The organism is Kitasatospora sp. NPDC087315 (assembly GCF_044744345.1).
Taxonomy (GTDB): Bacteria; Actinomycetota; Actinomycetes; order Streptomycetales; family Streptomycetaceae; genus Kitasatospora.
The window spans coordinates 183,787-198,539 of the sequence record NZ_JBIUYD010000001.1 but is presented as its reverse complement, the minus strand read 5'-3'; the positions used below and the strand labels follow the sequence as shown (position 1 = coordinate 198,539).

At 71.5% G+C, this 14,753-nt stretch carries 15 protein-coding genes; 8 read left to right on the top strand and 7 right to left on the bottom strand.

The genetic code is table 11. From position 1 onward, the window contains the following. Positions 1-187: 187 nt before the first annotated feature. Positions 188-1,543: a GH1 family beta-glucosidase gene (locus tag ACIO5D_RS00800; protein WP_400793480.1), complete on the bottom strand. Its 1,356-nt coding sequence runs from the start codon at positions 1,541-1,543 to the stop codon at positions 188-190. Between the two features lie 284 nt (positions 1,544-1,827). On the opposite strand from ACIO5D_RS00800, the gene ACIO5D_RS00795 reads away from it, so the two are divergent. Next, positions 1,828-2,004 (top strand): hypothetical protein, encoded by a 177-nt coding sequence (locus ACIO5D_RS00795; RefSeq protein WP_363606333.1) that lies wholly within the window; start codon positions 1,828-1,830, stop codon positions 2,002-2,004. 85 nt (positions 2,005-2,089) lie between these two features. Here ACIO5D_RS00795 and ACIO5D_RS00790 read toward each other — a convergent pair whose 3' ends face one another. Both ACIO5D_RS00790 and ACIO5D_RS00785 read right to left on the bottom strand, forming a co-directional pair. Then, a complete protein-coding gene (locus ACIO5D_RS00790; RefSeq protein ID WP_400793477.1) occupies positions 2,090-3,355 on the bottom strand; it encodes a sensor histidine kinase in 1,266 nt (421 codons plus the stop codon). Beyond that, the gene (locus ACIO5D_RS00785; protein WP_363606295.1) at positions 3,352-4,017 is read right to left on the bottom strand and encodes a response regulator transcription factor; all 666 of its coding nucleotides are present in this window, start codon (positions 4,015-4,017) and stop codon (positions 3,352-3,354) included. Before ACIO5D_RS00785 ends, ACIO5D_RS00790 begins: the two co-directional genes overlap by 4 nt. Before the next feature lie 124 nt (positions 4,018-4,141). On the opposite strand from ACIO5D_RS00785, the gene ACIO5D_RS00780 reads away from it, so the two are divergent. From ACIO5D_RS00780 to ACIO5D_RS00755, 6 genes are all read left to right on the top strand, one after another. After that, positions 4,142-4,645: a hypothetical protein gene (locus tag ACIO5D_RS00780; RefSeq protein ID WP_363606296.1), complete on the top strand. Its 504-nt coding sequence runs from the start codon at positions 4,142-4,144 to the stop codon at positions 4,643-4,645. Continuing rightward, entirely contained in the window at positions 4,635-5,726 is a 1,092-nt protein-coding gene (locus tag ACIO5D_RS00775; protein ID WP_400793475.1) for an efflux RND transporter periplasmic adaptor subunit, read from the top strand. The genes ACIO5D_RS00780 and ACIO5D_RS00775 overlap by 11 nt, the downstream gene beginning before the upstream one ends. Next, positions 5,723-6,433, top strand: a complete 711-nt coding sequence (locus tag ACIO5D_RS00770) for an ABC transporter ATP-binding protein (RefSeq protein ID WP_363606298.1) — start codon at positions 5,723-5,725, stop codon at positions 6,431-6,433. The genes ACIO5D_RS00775 and ACIO5D_RS00770 overlap by 4 nt, the downstream gene beginning before the upstream one ends. Continuing rightward, complete coding sequence (locus ACIO5D_RS00765; protein ID WP_400793473.1) at positions 6,430-7,626, top strand: ABC transporter permease; 1,197 nt, start codon at positions 6,430-6,432, stop codon at positions 7,624-7,626. Before ACIO5D_RS00770 ends, ACIO5D_RS00765 begins: the two co-directional genes overlap by 4 nt. Positions 7,627-8,076: 450 nt before the next feature. Further along, positions 8,077-8,325 carry a hypothetical protein gene (locus ACIO5D_RS00760; protein WP_363606301.1) on the top strand — a complete coding sequence of 83 codons (249 nt, stop codon included), beginning with the start codon at positions 8,077-8,079 and terminating at the stop codon, positions 8,323-8,325. Positions 8,326-8,425: 100 nt separating this feature from the next. Further along, the gene (locus ACIO5D_RS00755) at positions 8,426-9,529 is read left to right on the top strand and encodes a hypothetical protein (protein ID WP_400793471.1); all 1,104 of its coding nucleotides are present in this window, start codon (positions 8,426-8,428) and stop codon (positions 9,527-9,529) included. Here the strand turns inward: ACIO5D_RS00755 and ACIO5D_RS00750 are convergent. Then, complete coding sequence (locus tag ACIO5D_RS00750; protein WP_400793469.1) at positions 9,498-10,280, bottom strand: N-acetyltransferase; 783 nt, start codon at positions 10,278-10,280, stop codon at positions 9,498-9,500. The two genes, ACIO5D_RS00755 and ACIO5D_RS00750, sit on opposite strands and share 32 nt — an antisense overlap. 26 nt (positions 10,281-10,306) lie before the next feature. Further along, entirely contained in the window at positions 10,307-11,152 is an 846-nt protein-coding gene (locus ACIO5D_RS00745; protein WP_400756623.1) for a class I SAM-dependent methyltransferase, read from the bottom strand. Positions 11,153-11,391: 239 nt separating this feature from the next. Between ACIO5D_RS00745 and ACIO5D_RS00740 the strand changes: the two genes are divergently transcribed. Continuing rightward, positions 11,392-12,840: a N,N-dimethylformamidase beta subunit family domain-containing protein gene (locus ACIO5D_RS00740; RefSeq protein WP_400651563.1), complete on the top strand. Its 1,449-nt coding sequence runs from the start codon at positions 11,392-11,394 to the stop codon at positions 12,838-12,840. Here ACIO5D_RS00740 and ACIO5D_RS00735 read toward each other — a convergent pair. Both ACIO5D_RS00735 and ACIO5D_RS00730 read right to left on the bottom strand, forming a co-directional pair. Continuing rightward, complete coding sequence (locus ACIO5D_RS00735; RefSeq protein WP_400793467.1) at positions 12,791-13,549, bottom strand: HAD family hydrolase; 759 nt, start codon at positions 13,547-13,549, stop codon at positions 12,791-12,793. The genes ACIO5D_RS00740 and ACIO5D_RS00735 overlap by 50 nt on opposite strands. Before the next feature lie 10 nt (positions 13,550-13,559). Beyond that, positions 13,560-14,735 carry a serine/threonine protein kinase gene (locus ACIO5D_RS00730; RefSeq protein WP_363606308.1) on the bottom strand — a complete coding sequence of 392 codons (1,176 nt, stop codon included), beginning with the start codon at positions 14,733-14,735 and terminating at the stop codon, positions 13,560-13,562. Between the last annotated feature and the right edge of the window lie 18 nt (positions 14,736-14,753).

Genomic DNA, 14,753 nt, shown 5'->3' with positions numbered 1-14,753 from the left:
CGGCCGTCCGCGGGAGGCGCGGGCGGCCGGGCCTTGGGCGCGCTCAACGGAGGATCAACCCCTATGCTCGTGCACCGCGTTGGCGCCCTGGTTCTTCTTCCACGACTTCAGCTCCGGCAGTGCGCCCGCCTTGGCTCTCGGCCACACCATGGCTCAAGTCGACTAATTCCCAAATGAGTTGATAAGTTCACCCGACCCCCTGCCCCGCGAACCGCTTCCGGTGCGCGGCGATCAGGTCGCGGTACCAGGTGTACGAGGCCTTCGGCGTGCGCACCTGCGTCGCGAAGTCGACGTGGACCAGACCGAAGCGCTGACTGAACAGTCCCTCCGCCCATTCGAAGTTGTCGAGGAGGGACCAGGTGTAGTAGCCGCGGATGTCGATGCCCTCGGCGGCGGCGCGGGCGAGGGCGTCGAGGTGGGCGGCCATGAAGTCGATGCGGGGCTGGTCGGGGACGGTCTCCTCGGCGACGGAGCAGCCGTTCTCGGTGATGGTGACGGGCGGGAGGGCCTTGCCGTACAACTCGCGGAGGTTGAGCAGGAGTTGAGTGAGAGCCTCGGGGACGACGGGCCAGCCGAAGGCGGTGTGGGGGACGTCGGGGATGTCGACCAGGTCGAAGGGCAGGCCGGGTTCGGTGGGGGCGGCGACGCGGGTGGGGTTGTAGAAGTTGAGCCCGAGGCCGTCGAGGCCGGGGGTGTGGATGAGGTCGAGGTCGCCGGGGCGGACGGCGCCGAAGATGTCGTCGGGGACGCCGAGGGCGGAGAGGTCGGGGTAGCGGCCGAGGAGGACGGGGTCGGTGAACAGGCGGTTGTGGAGGGCGTCGTAGGCCGCCGCGGCGGCCAGGTCGGCGGGGTCCGAGGAGGCCGGCTCGACCGGGGTGAGGTTGTTGGAGAGCATCGCCTCCAGACCTCGGTCGTGGAGCAAGGACGCGGCCAGGCCGTGGCCGAGGAGCTGGTGGTGGGCGGCCGGGAGGGCCTCGAACATCAGGGTGCGGCCGGGGGCGTGGGTGCCGAGGGCGTAGCCGTACACGGTGTGGACGAAGGGCTCGTTGAGGGTGATCCAGGCGGGGACGCGGTCGCCGAGGCGGTCGGCGACGACGGTGGCGTACTCGGCGAAGCGGTACGCGGTGTCGCGGTTCAGCCAGCCGCCGTTGTCTTCGAGGCCCTGCGGGAGGTCCCAGTGGAAGAGGGTGGGCAGCGGGGTGATGCCGGCCTCCAGCAGCGCGTCCACGAGCCGGTCGTAGAAGGCGAGGCCGGCCGGGTTGACGGCGCCCGCGCCGGTGGGCAGGACGCGGGGCCAGGAGACGGAGAAGCGGTAGCCGTCCAGTCCGAGGCCCTTCATCAGGGCGATGTCCTCGGGGTACCGGTGGTAGTGGTCGCAGGCCACCGCCCCTGTGTGGCCGCCCCGGACGGCCCCGGGGCGGGCGGCGAAGACGTCCCAGACGGACGCCCCGCGGCCGTCCTCCTCCACCGCCCCCTCGATCTGGTAGGCGGCGGTGGCGGCACCCCAGCGGAACCCCGCCGGCAGGTCGAAGCGGTCGGGCATGACAGCCTCCTGACGAGAACATGAGGGACTGTCATGTTAGCGGCGTCACACCGGAACACCAGAGGCCCGTCAACAAGACTCCGCCTCCGTCACGGGCCTGGGTGCCGGATGAATGGACTTCGACAAGGCCACACACTCCCTGGCGGTGGAGACCCGGCTCGTCCAGCTCGGCTGGGACGTCCTCGAAGGGGGGCCGAAGACCGCGAGCGGCGTTCGGCTGGTCGCGCTCGACCTCGGCACCACGGCTGAAGGCCACCACCGGCCACGTCCGTGGTTTCGCCGGCATGATGACCGGCCTCCGTGGCCACGAACGGCCCGACTGGATCAACGGTGTCTTGCGCGACGACCTGCCGGCCATCCGGGCGTTCGCCCAGGGGCTCCGGTACGACGAGAACGCCGCCGTCGCCGGACTGTCCCTGCCCTGGAGCTCCGGCCAGGACAGGCACGCAGCAGCTCGGTGAACCCCTGCGGTCACAGCACTGAAGGTGCGCAGGCCCTTCGGTGTGGGCACTGTTCGGAGAACGTACAGGCGCCCCAACAGCCGGGTCAGGCCGTGGGGAATTCGACCCGGACCCGCAGTCCGCCCGTGCTGCCGGGGACGGCGGTGACGGCGGCGTGATGGGCGCGCGCGATGGAGGCGACGATGGACAGGCCCAGGCCCGCGCCCTCACGCGGGCCGTGTCGACGCTCCTGAAGGCGGCGGAAGGGCTCGAAGAGATAGGGGACCGTCTCCGGCGGCACCTGGGGGCCGGTGTTGCCGACCTCCAGGACACCGTCGCGCACGCCGACCTCGACCCGGCCGCCGTCGCGGTTGTAGCGCAGGGCGTTGCCGACCAGGTTGCGCACCAGGTGTGCCAGCAGCACCGGATCACCCTCGACGGACACGGGGGCGATGTCGGATCGGACGGTGACGCGGTTCGCTCGGGCTTCCTCCGAGGCGGCGCACTCGGTGGCCACCGCGCGGGCCAGCTGGTCCAGTGCGACCGGTTCGCGGCGGTCCAGCCTCTGGTCGGAGACGGACAGCAACAGCAGGCCCTCGATGAGCCGTTCGCTGCTCTCGGAGACCTCTATCAGTTTGCGGCGGACCCGGGCGACGGCGGCCGGGTCCTCGGTGGCCAGCCCGATTTCGGCCGCGGCCCGCTGCACCGCGATCGGCGTCCGCAGTTCGTGTGCGGCGTTGGCTGCGAACCGCTGCTGCGCACCCACCAGCTGCTCCATGCGGTCGAGCATGGCGTCGAAGGTGTCGGCGAGCTGTTTGAGCTCGCCCGGGGGTGCGTCGAGGGCGATCCGCTCGTGCAGGTTCTCACCCGAGAGCCGCCGCGCCGTGTTGGTGATCACCGCTACCGGGCGCAGCACCCGTCCCGACATCCACCAGGCCAGCGCCACCGAGATGACGGCGAAGGCCGCCAGAGCGATCAGGGAGACGGTCAGCAGCTGGTTCTGGGCGGCCTGCTCGGCGGCCTGGGTGACGACCTTGACGGCCTGGAAGTGGGACTGTCCGCCGTCGGCGGGGGCGGTTCCGGGTGGAGCGTTTGCGGGTGAAGCGGTTCCCACTGTGAGGGTCCCCGCCGAGGTGGCGCCCGGGGTCGCCAGTGTGGCCAGTCGCGGTTCGACGGCGACGGCCGTGCTGATCGAGGTGTACAGACCCTCCCGGACCAGGAAGTTGACCAGGCAGATGAGCATGGCCCCGGCGAGGACGAGCAGCCCGCCGTAGAGCATGGTCAGCCGGCCCCGCTCCCCGCCCGGCAGCCGCGGGCGTGGTCTGCCGGGCAGCGGAAGGCGGTTCGGGCCGACCGGAGCGGGGCGCCTCATGCCGGGACGCCGATGCGGTAGCCGTGGCCGGGCACGGTGTCGATGACCGAGGGCTCGCCGAGCTTGGCGCGGAGTTTGCTGAGGGCGACCCGAACCGCGTTGGTGCGGTATCCCATGTTCCGCTCCCACACCTGCTCGATCAGGTCCTCACCGCTGACCACGGCGCCCTCGGCCTGCATCAGCACCTCCAGTACGCCGAACTCCTTGCGGGACAGGGCAAGGTAGCGGCCCTCCCGGAAGGCCTGGCGGCGAGCGGTGTCGAGGGTGATGCCCGCACGCTCGATGACCGGCGGAAGGGCGGGGTGGGTGCGGCGGCCGAGGGCCAGTACCCGGGCCAGCAGCTCCTCGTAGGCGAACGGCTTCGTGAGGTAGTCGTCCGCGCCCAGGTCCAGGCCGTCGACACGGTCGCGGACGGTACCGGCGGCGGTGAGCATCAGCACCCGGGTCAGCAACCGCTGCTCGACGACGCTCTGGCACACCTCGTCGCCGTGTGCTCCGGGCAGGTCGCGGTCGAGCACGAGCACGTCGTAGTCGGTGAGGCTCAGCCGTTCCAGCGCGTCGGCGCCGTTGTACACGACGTCGACGGCCAGGGCGTCGCGCCGCAGTCCCTCGGCGATCATGTCCGCCAGGAATTCCTCGTCCTCCACGATCAGTACACGCATGACATCAGGTGTACCTGAAAACCACCTTTCGTCGCCGTAAAGGTCTCGGCTGACAGCGGCGAAATGCGGGTGCGTGCCAGCCTCTGCATGGTCGGTCACTCGCAATCGGACACGGAGGAATTCCATGCGGAACCACATGCGGAACCACAGGTACGGCGCGGCGGCCGTGCTGCTGGCGGGGATGGCGCTGTTCACCGCGGCCTGTGGCGGAGGCGTCGCGGGCTCCGGAGGGGGCGGCGGCTCGGACTCGTCGGGCAAGGGCGCGGCGGCGGACCAGGCCTACGAGCACCGTAAGTGCCTGCGCGAGCACGGCGCCCAGGTGAAGGAGCCGGAGCCGGGCCAGGACCCGCGGGGCCTGGTCCTCGAGGGCGGGCAGGACAAGATGGCGGAAGCCCTCAAGGCCTGCGGGGGCGTCGGTGGCTCGGGCGGCGCGAAGATGTCCCAGGCCGACAAGGACAAGGCCCTCGAATTCGCCCAGTGCATGCGCAGTAACGGTGTGGATATGCCGGACCCGAAGTTCGACGGCGACTCGGCGATATCGGGACAGGCGATGAAGATCCCGGAGGGCGCCGAGAAGGACAGGTTCGACAAGGCGAACAAGGCGTGCAGTGGTCAGCATGCGGAGTGAGCGCGGGCGGAGCCGCCGAACGTACCTGATCGCCGCGCTGGTCACCTCGGTCACGCTGGTGGGCGGGGTCACGGCCCTCTCGCAGACCGGCGGCGGCGGAAGCGCCGGTACGGACCGCACGGACGGGCTGCCGCCGAGCACGGGCTCGGTGGAACGACAGGACCTGAGCAGCCGGACCCAGGTGGACGGGACCCTCGGCTACACCGAGGAGCGCCGGCTCAACGCCGGTGTGCCGGGCACCCTCACCTGGCTCCCGGAGGCCGGCGCGGTCGTGAAACGCGACGGGGTTCTCTACGAGGTCGACGGCCGGAAGGTCCGGCTCATGGAGGGCGAGCGCCCCGTGTACCGGACGCTGAAGGCCGGCGACAAGGGGCCGGACGTCAGACAGCTGAAGGAGAACCTCCGCGACTTGGGCTACGGCAAGGGGCTGGCTGCGGACGAGGAGTTCACCCCCGGCACCGCGGAAGCGGTCAAACGCTGGCAGAAGGCCCACGGTCTGGCCCGGACCGGCGAGATCGGACCCGAGCAGATCGCCTTCTCGCCCGCTCCGGTACGGATCAAGAAGAACGATGCGGCCGTCGGCGACCAGGCCGCTCCCGGCAAGCCGGTCCTCACCACCACCGGCTCCGAACGGCAGGTGCAGATCAAGATCGAGGTCTCCCGGGCCGACCTCGCCAAGCCCGGTACCCGGGTCGAGGTCGACCTGCCCGGCGGCGGCAGGGCCAAGGGCAAGGTCGCCTCCGTCGACCGCACCATCGGTGAGGACGGCAAGGAGCAGGGCTCCCCGGACAAGCCCGCCAAGATCACCGCCCGGGTGCTCTTCGACGACCCGGGGCAGGCGGAGGGCTTCGACCAGGCGCCGGTCACCGTCGAGCTCGAAGGCGAGGTCCGCAAGGACGTGCTGACGGTACCGGTCAACGCACTGCTCGCGCTGTCCGGCGGGGGCTTCGGCGTCCAGGTCGTGGAGAGCGGGAAGGTGCGCGAAGTCCCGGTCGAGCTCGGCATGTTCGGACAGGGCCGGGTCGAGGTCAGCGAGACCGGCCTGGCCGAGGGAATGAAGGTCGGGGTGCCCAAGTCATGAGCGCGGTGGTCGAGCTGAACCAGGTCACCAAGGAGTATCCGGGCGGGGTCGTGGCACTGCACGGGGTGGACCTGCGCATCGGACGCGGCGAACTGCTCGCCATCGTCGGGCCTTCGGGGTCGGGCAAGTCCACCCTGCTGCACATCGTCGGCACCCTGGACCGGCCCAGCGCCGGATCCGTCACCCTGGCGGGCCACGACGTCGCCGCCCTCTCCGACCGCCGGCTGTCCGCCCTGCGCGCCCGGCACATCGGCTTCGTCTTCCAGTCCTTCCACCTGGTGGCCGGGGTCAGCGCCCGGGACAACGTCGCCGAGGGCCTGCTCTACTCGGGCCTGCCGCGCGCCCAGCGCCGCAGGCGCGCGGCCCTGGCCCTGGAGCGGGTCGGGCTCGCGGACCGCATGCACCACCGTCCGCACGAGCTGTCGGGCGGCCAGCGGCAGCGGGTGGCCATCGCCCGGGCGGTGGTCGGCGAGCCTGACCTGCTGCTGGCCGACGAGCCGACCGGCGCGCTGGACTCCGCCTCGAGCGAAGCGGTGATGGAGCTGCTGCACGACCTCAACGCCGAGGGTGCCACCATCGCGGTGATCACCCACGACGGCGAGATCGCCGACAGCCTGCCACGCCAGGTCCGTATCCGCGACGGCCGCGTCGTAGCGGATCTGCGCACCGGCGCCGCCGACCCGGCCGATCGGGGTGGGGAGCGATGAGCCGCACACGGCTCTCCCCGGCCCGGCTCGGCCCCCGTGACGTCCTCCACGTCGGCTCGGCGGGCCTGCGCACCCGGCCACTGCGGGTGGTGCTGTCCGCGCTGGGCATCGCCATCGGTATCGCCACCATGATCGCGGTGGTCGGCATCTCCTCCTCCAGCAAGGCCCAACTCCTGCGGCAGCTCGACCAGTTGGGCACCAACTTGCTGGTCGCCTCCCCTGGCCAGGGGCTGTTCGGAGAGAAGGTGAAGCTGCCCAAGGAGTCGATCGGCATGCTGAGTCGCGTCCCCGGGGTCGAGCAGGTCGGCGCGACCGGTGACCTGGCCCAGTCCGTCAGGCGCAGTGAGAAGATCCCCGACGACGAAACCGGCGGCATCACCGTGAAGGCCGCCACCGAAGGACTGCTGGACGTCGTGCGCGGCGCGGTCGGCTCGGGCACCTGGCTCAACGAGGCCAACGGGCGCTACCCGTCGACGGTGCTCGGACACGTCGCGGCCCAGCGCCTGGGCATCACCACCCCCGGTCAGCAGGTCCACATCGGCGGCCGGTACTTCACCGTCATCGGCATCCTCGACCCGCTGCCGCTGGCTCCCGAGATCGAGCGGGCCGCCCTGGTCGGCTGGGACGGCGCCGGCGCGCTGCTGGGCTTCGACGGCCACCCGACCCAGATCTACGAACGGTCGACGGATCGAACGGTCAGCGCGGTCCGCGAGCTGATCCCACGCACCGTCGATCCGCAGAACCCGCGCAACGTGCAGGTCACCGACCCCTCCTCGGCGCTCCAGGCCAAGGCCGCCACCGAGGGGGCGTTCACCGACCTCCTGCTCGGGCTGGGCGGTGTGGCGCTCCTGGTCGGCGGCGTCGGGGTCGCCAACACGATGATCATCTCGGTACTGGAGAGGCGCCACGAGATCGGACTGCGCCGCTCCCTGGGCGCCACCAGGGGCCAGATCCGTCTCCAGTTCGTGACGGAGTCCCTCCTGCTCTCCGGACTGGGCGGGCTGGCCGGCGTGGCCCTGGGCTCGGCCGCCGCCTACGCCTTCGCCGCCTCGGGCGGCCTGCCCTGGGTGGTCCCCTTGTGGGCCGTCACCGGAGGCTTCGCCGCCACCTTGCTCATCGGTACGGCGGCAGGCCTCTACCCCGCCGTCCGGGCCTCCCGCCTCTCCCCGACCCTCGCCCTCAGCACCGGCTAGGGCTTGTCCGGTCGATCATGTGCGGAGCCAGATGGCGAGGGCTGCTGCGGTGATGGTGCCGAGGTAGGCGTAGCCGCGTTTGTCGGGTTGCGACCGCTCTGGCGTGCTTGAGCCGGATGCCGCGTCTGCGCAGGTAGGCGCGACACGGCCCGTTGCTGTAGGCCTTGTCGGCGGCCAGGCTGTCGGGCTTCTTGCGGGACCTGCCCGGACCGGTCCGCGGGATCCGGACCGCGCACCGCGCAGAACGGTGTACTCGGACCAGCGTCGCCGCCGCAAGGCTGCGTGACCACCATTGGTCTACTCCAATCTGTCCTGAATACGTCGTCACAGCGGGCGCCGGTCTGCCGTTCACTGTTTCTTCCGAGCCGCCGGGTCACTGCCGCGCGACCGGTCGATGTGGGAGTCGTGATGCGAAGATCCGTGCGCTTTCTGATCGTTGGGGTTACTGCCGTGCTCGCTGCCGGTGTGGTGGTGGCCGTGCACATCGATGGCCGGGTGCCGCTCGTGCCCGCCCTGTGTGTGGACGGGTTCGTCGGGGTCGGCTGGCTGTCGCTCGCCGCCCTGGCCTTCCCGCGGCGACGGCCTCCGGTCGCCCCGGTGGACGACGGCGTGGGGCCACTGTTCCTCGCCGACCTCCCCTACCGGCCGGAGGGCGAGCCTCGCGCCACCGCGCCCTGGAGAGGCCGCCGCTGGCCCTGACCCCGACGTTCGGAACCGGCCGAGATCACTCCGCACCCTTTCCGCGGCGGGGGGCTCCTGTCACGATGACACGGGACCCCAGAAACGAGGGAGAGTTACGGTGTCGACGGTGCGCGTGAGTTCGGCGGTCATGACCCACCCGGTACGCCTGGTCCAGGCCCGCGAGCTGGCCGAGCGGCTCGGGCTGGACGGCCTGGCGCTCGATCCGGAGCCGGACGGTCCGCCCTCGGCCCTCCGGACGGCCCAGGTCGCCTGGGCGGCGGCGGACTCCGGGGGGAGCCACCACCTCGTCGTCCAGGACGACGTGTCCGCCCCGGAGAACCTGGTGGCGCTCGTCGGCCGCGCGGCCGCCCGGTTCCCCGACGAGGCCCTGGTGTTCTACACGAACTGGCACGCGCGCAACGGCGGCGCCTCCCGGCTCGCCGCGCTCGCCGGCGCCGCCTGGGTGCGGGCCGTGCCCGACGAGTTCACGCCGTCCCTCGCCGTCTGTCTGCCGCTCGACACGGCGGACGGCTTCCGCCGGTTCAGCACCGGCAGCGCCGAGCGCCACGACGACGAGCTCTTCTCCGTCTTCTTCCGCGCCCGCGGCCGGATGAGTCTGATCGCCGTGCCCAACGTGGTGGAGCACATCGGCACCAGCAGCATCAACGGCCATGCCACCCAGGGGATCCGGCTCGCCGTCTGCCCCATGGACGCCGCCGACGCCGAGCCGCTCCTGGAGCACGGCCGCGTCCTGGAGGAGCCGGGGTGGATCCCGTACATGCGGTACGGCGAGGGCTACATCCGGCTCGTGGGCCAGGAGAACGGCCCGGACGGCGGGCGCGGCCATCACCGTTGGCTCGACGCCCTGCCGATGACCGGCCTCACCGAGCGCGCGGTGCGCGACGCGGTGGCCGACGGCATGCCGGCGGACCTGGCGTCGGAGGTGGCCGGGCGGTTCGGCCGGAGCTTCGCCGAGGAGCTGTGGATCCACTGCCTGCTGCTCGGCCGGCAGGCGGCCGAGGCCGCCCGTCGGCTGGGCGGCGACCCCGGCGACGTCCCGCCGGCCGCCCTCGCCCGGCTGCGGGACGCGGCGGTGTCCACCGCCGGTCCCGCCGGCCTGCCGCCCGAGCGTCGCCCGGAGGCCGGGCCGGACGAGGTGCGGCTCATGTCCGCCTTCGCGTGGACCGCCGTCAGGGCCGGGGAGCAGTGGCCTCCGGCGTGAGCTCCCCGGTGACCGGGTGGGTGATCCACACCGCGGGCTCCCAGTACCCGCCGAGATCCCGTGCGTGCTCGATCCGCAGGGTGGCGAGGCCGCCGGGGAACACGTAGTCGCCGTCCTCCGGGAAGGCGAGACCGGTCCAGCGCTCCCATTCGGCCACCGTGCCGGTGATCCGTGACGAGCGCTCCGAGGCGCCGGCGATCGCACCGCCGGCGCCCACCTGGGTGCGGATCCACGGGTCGAGCGGAGCCCCGTCCGCGCGCCGCCAGGTCGCGTACCGCTCGATCGGCACCAGCGGGTACCGGTCCTTCCAGGTGGGCCGCACGGGCACCAGCACCGTCTCCAGGCCGGCCCGCCGCGCCACCTGGCGCATGCCGTCGAGAAGCACGCTGGAGAAACCCTTGCGCTGGTAGTCCTCAGCGACCTCGATGCCCAGCGCGCACAGGGCGCCGGCGGTCCGGCCCGCGGTGCGGTCCGCGAACGCCCGGGCGATGGAGTCGTCCAGTCCGGGGCCCAGGTCGGCGGCCGTGCCGTCCCAGGTCCGCGGCAGCGAGCGTCCGGCGCCCGCCACCACCTCGCGCTCGTCGTCGTACAGGACGAACTGGTAGTCGGGGAAATCCGCGAACAGCCGGTCCCAGTAGCCGTCGTTGACATCGCCGTGCAGGTTGTACTCGGGCACGATGCCGGCGAACCGTTCCGGCATGCGGTCCCACAGTTCGGGTTTCTCCGCGTGGGTCACCACGATCAGGGCCATCGGGCCGTCCTCCTCTTCTTGTGGGTCTAAGCGGGGACTTCGACGTCCCAGACGATGACGATCGGCAGCCCGTCCCAGGCCGCGCGGGCGGCGTCCGCGATGAACTCCTCGTAACCCCCGGGCGCGAGACTGCCGTTGAAGAGCGGCTCGTGACAGGCCCGCACCCGCAGCCCGGCTCCCGTGAACGCCTCCAGGTACCGCCCGGGCAGATGGACGTGGTTGCGGACGAACGCGAGCTGCTCGGAGTCGTGCACGAAGACGCACTGCCCCTGGAGGGCGATGACGAACGGGTGCAGGTCCGAGACGATGATCCGCCCACCCGGACGGACCACCCGGGCCAGTTCCGCCACGCCCGCCGCCAGGTCCGGAAGGTGGGTCATGGCCAGCGAACAGACGGCGAGATCGACCGAGTCGTCCTCCAGCGGCAGGCTCTCCAGGCGCCCGACCCGGAACTCGGCCTGCGGAGCGCGCTCACGGGCCTTGGCCAGCATCTCGGGCGACTGGTCCACGCCGATGGTCCGGTGCCCGCGGGAGACCAGGGCGCCGGTCTGCCGCCCGGTACCGCAGGCGGCGTCCAGGGCGGTGCCCGCGGGAAGGGTGTCGAGGATCCCGTGCAGCACGGGCTCCTCGACCTCGATGTACGAGCTGGGCAGCGAGTCGTACACCGCCGACCAGGAGGCGTAGCCCTCGGCCAGGTCGAGTTCGCTGACGTCGGTGCCCCCGTCCGGCAGCTCCCCGTCGCCCGACACGAAGCGCCGGATGTCCTCGACGCGTGCCTTGAGGAACTCCTCCTCGCCGTCCAGGGCGTGGCGCAGCAGCGCCAGGCCCTGGATTCCCAGGACGAGTTCCCTCACTCGAAATTCATTGCTCATGCGAATGCCTCGTTCTTGACCGGAGGTGACGGATTTGCGGTAGCCGGTCGGCTTCGGCTGAATTCCAGCTACCCGGCCCGGCGGTAGAGGACTCTCCCCATCCGGTTCGCTGTCCGAAAGGCGGCCTTGAATGACCGGTTTCGCGGCATCGTTGCCCGGAATTCCCGGAACCCCCTACGATGGCGGGCCGAAGCGGCCGAACACCTATTCGCCGGCCGTTCGCTCTGCTGGGAGGCGGAATGATAGAGGGATATCTCGGCCGGGAAAGCGTCACCGCCGGGGAGGAGCTGACCGTGCACGTCTCCACCGACGCCGCCCGGTTCCGGCTGAGGTTCTACCGGTTGGGAGCGGAGCTGGACCTGGTGGCGGAGACCGGCCGGCGCCCCGGTTCGCTCCACCTGCCGCCCGCGCACCCCGACGGCGTCCCCGGCCGGGCCTCGCCCGCCGACGGCTGGAACTGGCCGCCGCTCACCGTGCCCGTGCCGGAGGACTGGACGCCCGGCATGCACCTCGTCCAGTTCGTCGAGGACGGCGACGACCCGCCGCTCCTGGACGCCGCGAGCATCGAGGGCCCCGCTCGCGAGTTCTTCGTCGTGCGGCCCCGGCGGGCCGGCAGCCGGTCCGGCATCCTCTACAAGAAGTCGACCTTCACCCGGCATGCCTACAACCGCTCCGACCGGCCGGACGCGGAGCGCGCCGTCAGCCTCTACGACCACCCCGTGTACCTGCCGAACGACAATCCCCGCGGGCACAAGGTGAGCCTGCACCGGCCCGGCGGAATCATCGACCTCGCCTACTGGGACGCCCCTTTCATCGCCTGGCTGGAGCGCAACGACTATCCGGTCGAATTCTGCACGGATCTCGATCTGCACGAGGATCCGGATCTACTGTCCTCGTATGATCTGCTGCTCAGCGTCGGCCATGACGAGTACTGGAGCGAGGCGATGCGCAGCCATGCCGAGCGATTCGTCCGGGACGGCGGGAACATCGCTTTCCTCAGCGCCAACACGTGTTGGTGGCGCATTCATCCGACCGACCGGAACACCGCCTTCGTCTCGGACACCGACCACCACGTCGGGGACGAGTACCCGCACCTTCCCGCGACCGACCAGTGGTGGCCGGCGGCGCCCGACGGCGTGGGCCGCCCCGAGAACTCCCTCACCGGGGTGAGTTTCCGCAACGGCGGCATGTGGGCGGGCACCGAATGGCCAGGGGACCGTCCGCGCGAGGGGTACACCGTGCAGCACGCCGACCACTGGGTCTTCGCCGGCACCGGGCTGCGCGACGGCTCCGACGGCGGTGAGCCCGACCGGCTCGGCGCGGGCACCCCGCTCATCGGGTACGAGTGCGACGGCGCCGCCTACGTCCGGGACGACCACGGCGTCGCCCGCGCCAGCGGCGAGGACGGCACTCCCACCTCCTTCCTCATCCTCGGCATCCACGTCCTCGAACCCGTCCACGAGGACTTCCACCACTTCAAGTGGGGCCACTGGAACGGCCCGGCCCGGGAGCCGGGCATCACCAGCCCCCGGGCCGCGACCATGGGTGTCTTCACCGCCGGCGGCACCGTGTTCTCCGCCGGTACCACCGACTGGCCGGTGGTCTGCGGGAAGGATCAGGACGCCGGTGTCGTCCAGGTCACCCGCAATCTCCTGGACCGGCTGCGGCACCGCTCGTCACGAGCCTGAGCAGTTCCCCCAGCCCGCGGATCCGGGCCGCCCCGGCCGGCAGGGGCGGCTCGGATCCGAGCACCGCCGGGTCCGGCCGGCACAGGTGGACGGACCGCATCCCGGCCGAGAGCGGGCCGAGCACGTCCGGCGCCCACATGTCCCCGACGAACAGCACGTGTTCGGGCGGCAGTCGGCACCGCTCCAGCAGCGTCCGGTAGATCAGCGGGTGCGGCTTGCGCGCGCCCGCCCGGGCGGAGCCCACCACGACGTCGACCGACCCACCGAGGCCGACGTCCTCCACGCAATCCTCCAGGTTCCAGAACCAGTTGGAACAGACGCCGACCAGCAGCCCCTGCGCGCGGAGCTCTTCGAGGACGGGGCGGGCGTCCTCGAAGAGCTCCAGCCGGAGGGCCTTCATGGCGCGGTCGATCTCCTCGACCAGGCCGTCCAGCTCGTGTTCCGGCACCCCGCAGTCGAGAGCCCTGCGCCGAAGCCGGTCCAACTCCCAGCGGTGGTAGTCGTTCTCCGCGGCGGAGTGGACCGCATGCTCCTCGCCCTCGCCGGGGCCCACCGCCCACTGGTCGCCCCAGCGGGCGCCCTGGGCGGCCAGGCCCCGGCGGTCGAAGATCGCGCGGTGGTCGGGCGGCAGCGGCTCGACCATCCGCACCAGCGTCCCGTAGAAGTCGAAGACGACGGCACGGACCTCCGGTGGCAGCACGTACGGCACGGGCCCGGCCTCAGTACCGGCCGTGCCGGCGCGGGAAGTAGTCCTGCAGGTCGCCGTCCCGTTCGATGTCGACGGTCGCGCAGTGCAGCCCGCCGCCGAACGGCCCGACCGCCCGGAACGGCACCGGGACGATCTCGAATCCGTACGAGGACAGCTGCTCCGAGAGCCGGACCTCCTTCTCCTCGATGCACAGGGTGTTCTCGTCGAGGTTCAGCATGTTGCCTGCGAGCCACGGGCTGCAGAACGACAGCTTCGGCGGGTGGTCCCAGCTCGCGGGCTGCACCGCCTCGATGATCTCCCAGTCGTTGAGCCGGAAGAACTCCATCAGCTCGGCGTCCGCGAGCCGCTCGCCGCAGTGCAGCACGAGCCCGGGGCGCAGCGGCACCCAGGTCGCGTCGATGTGCAGCGGGTGGGTGTTGGTGGAGGTGACCGCGTGCACCCGGTGGTCGGGGAAGTGGCGCTTGAGCCACTGGTAGCCGCTGCGGTTGGTGACGAAGGACAGCTGGACGAAGAGGTCCTTGCCGAAGCGGGCGACGTCGGCCGCGTCGAACAGCGGCTCGGCCTCGGTCAGCACCAGGTCGTAGTCGCGGACCCGGGCCAGCTGCTCCTCGGTCGGCAGGTCGTTGTAGGTGTCCCAGAACTTGGTGTTGAACGAAGCGTCGGTGAGCCGCGGCTTCGGTGCGGCCTCCCAGCGCATGTTCTCGTCGGCGTCGAACAGGCCCTGCAGCACGGGCCGGTAGCACAGGTACTCGTGCCAGCGGCTGCGGTAGGACATGGTCGCTTCCAGGACCTCGTTGCCGACGGTCAGCAGCAGGTCCCGGGGCGGCATGCAGCCGAACATGGAGTCCTGCGTCCAGTCGGGCGTGCTGACCTGCTGGGTGAAGTCGACGGGGGTGGGGCGGTCCACCCTGATGCCGCGGCGGCGCAGCATCTCGGCGAAGTCGTCGAGCTGTTCCTCGGCCTCGGCGACCATGTCCTCGGGCATCGGGCCGTAGGTGCCCAGGGGGAAGCCGTCCTCGGGGTAGTCCCGGCGCACCGCGTGCTCGGGAGCCTGGACCACGGTGCCCTCGGCCCGCCCGACGATCACGTGGCGCAGCGGGTCCCAGCCGTTCCAGGCGTTGACCCGGAGCGGCCTGGCGGAGGCGTCGGGAGTCTCGTCGGACGAAGTCGTCATCTGCTCGGTCACGTAACAAGCCCTTCGTAT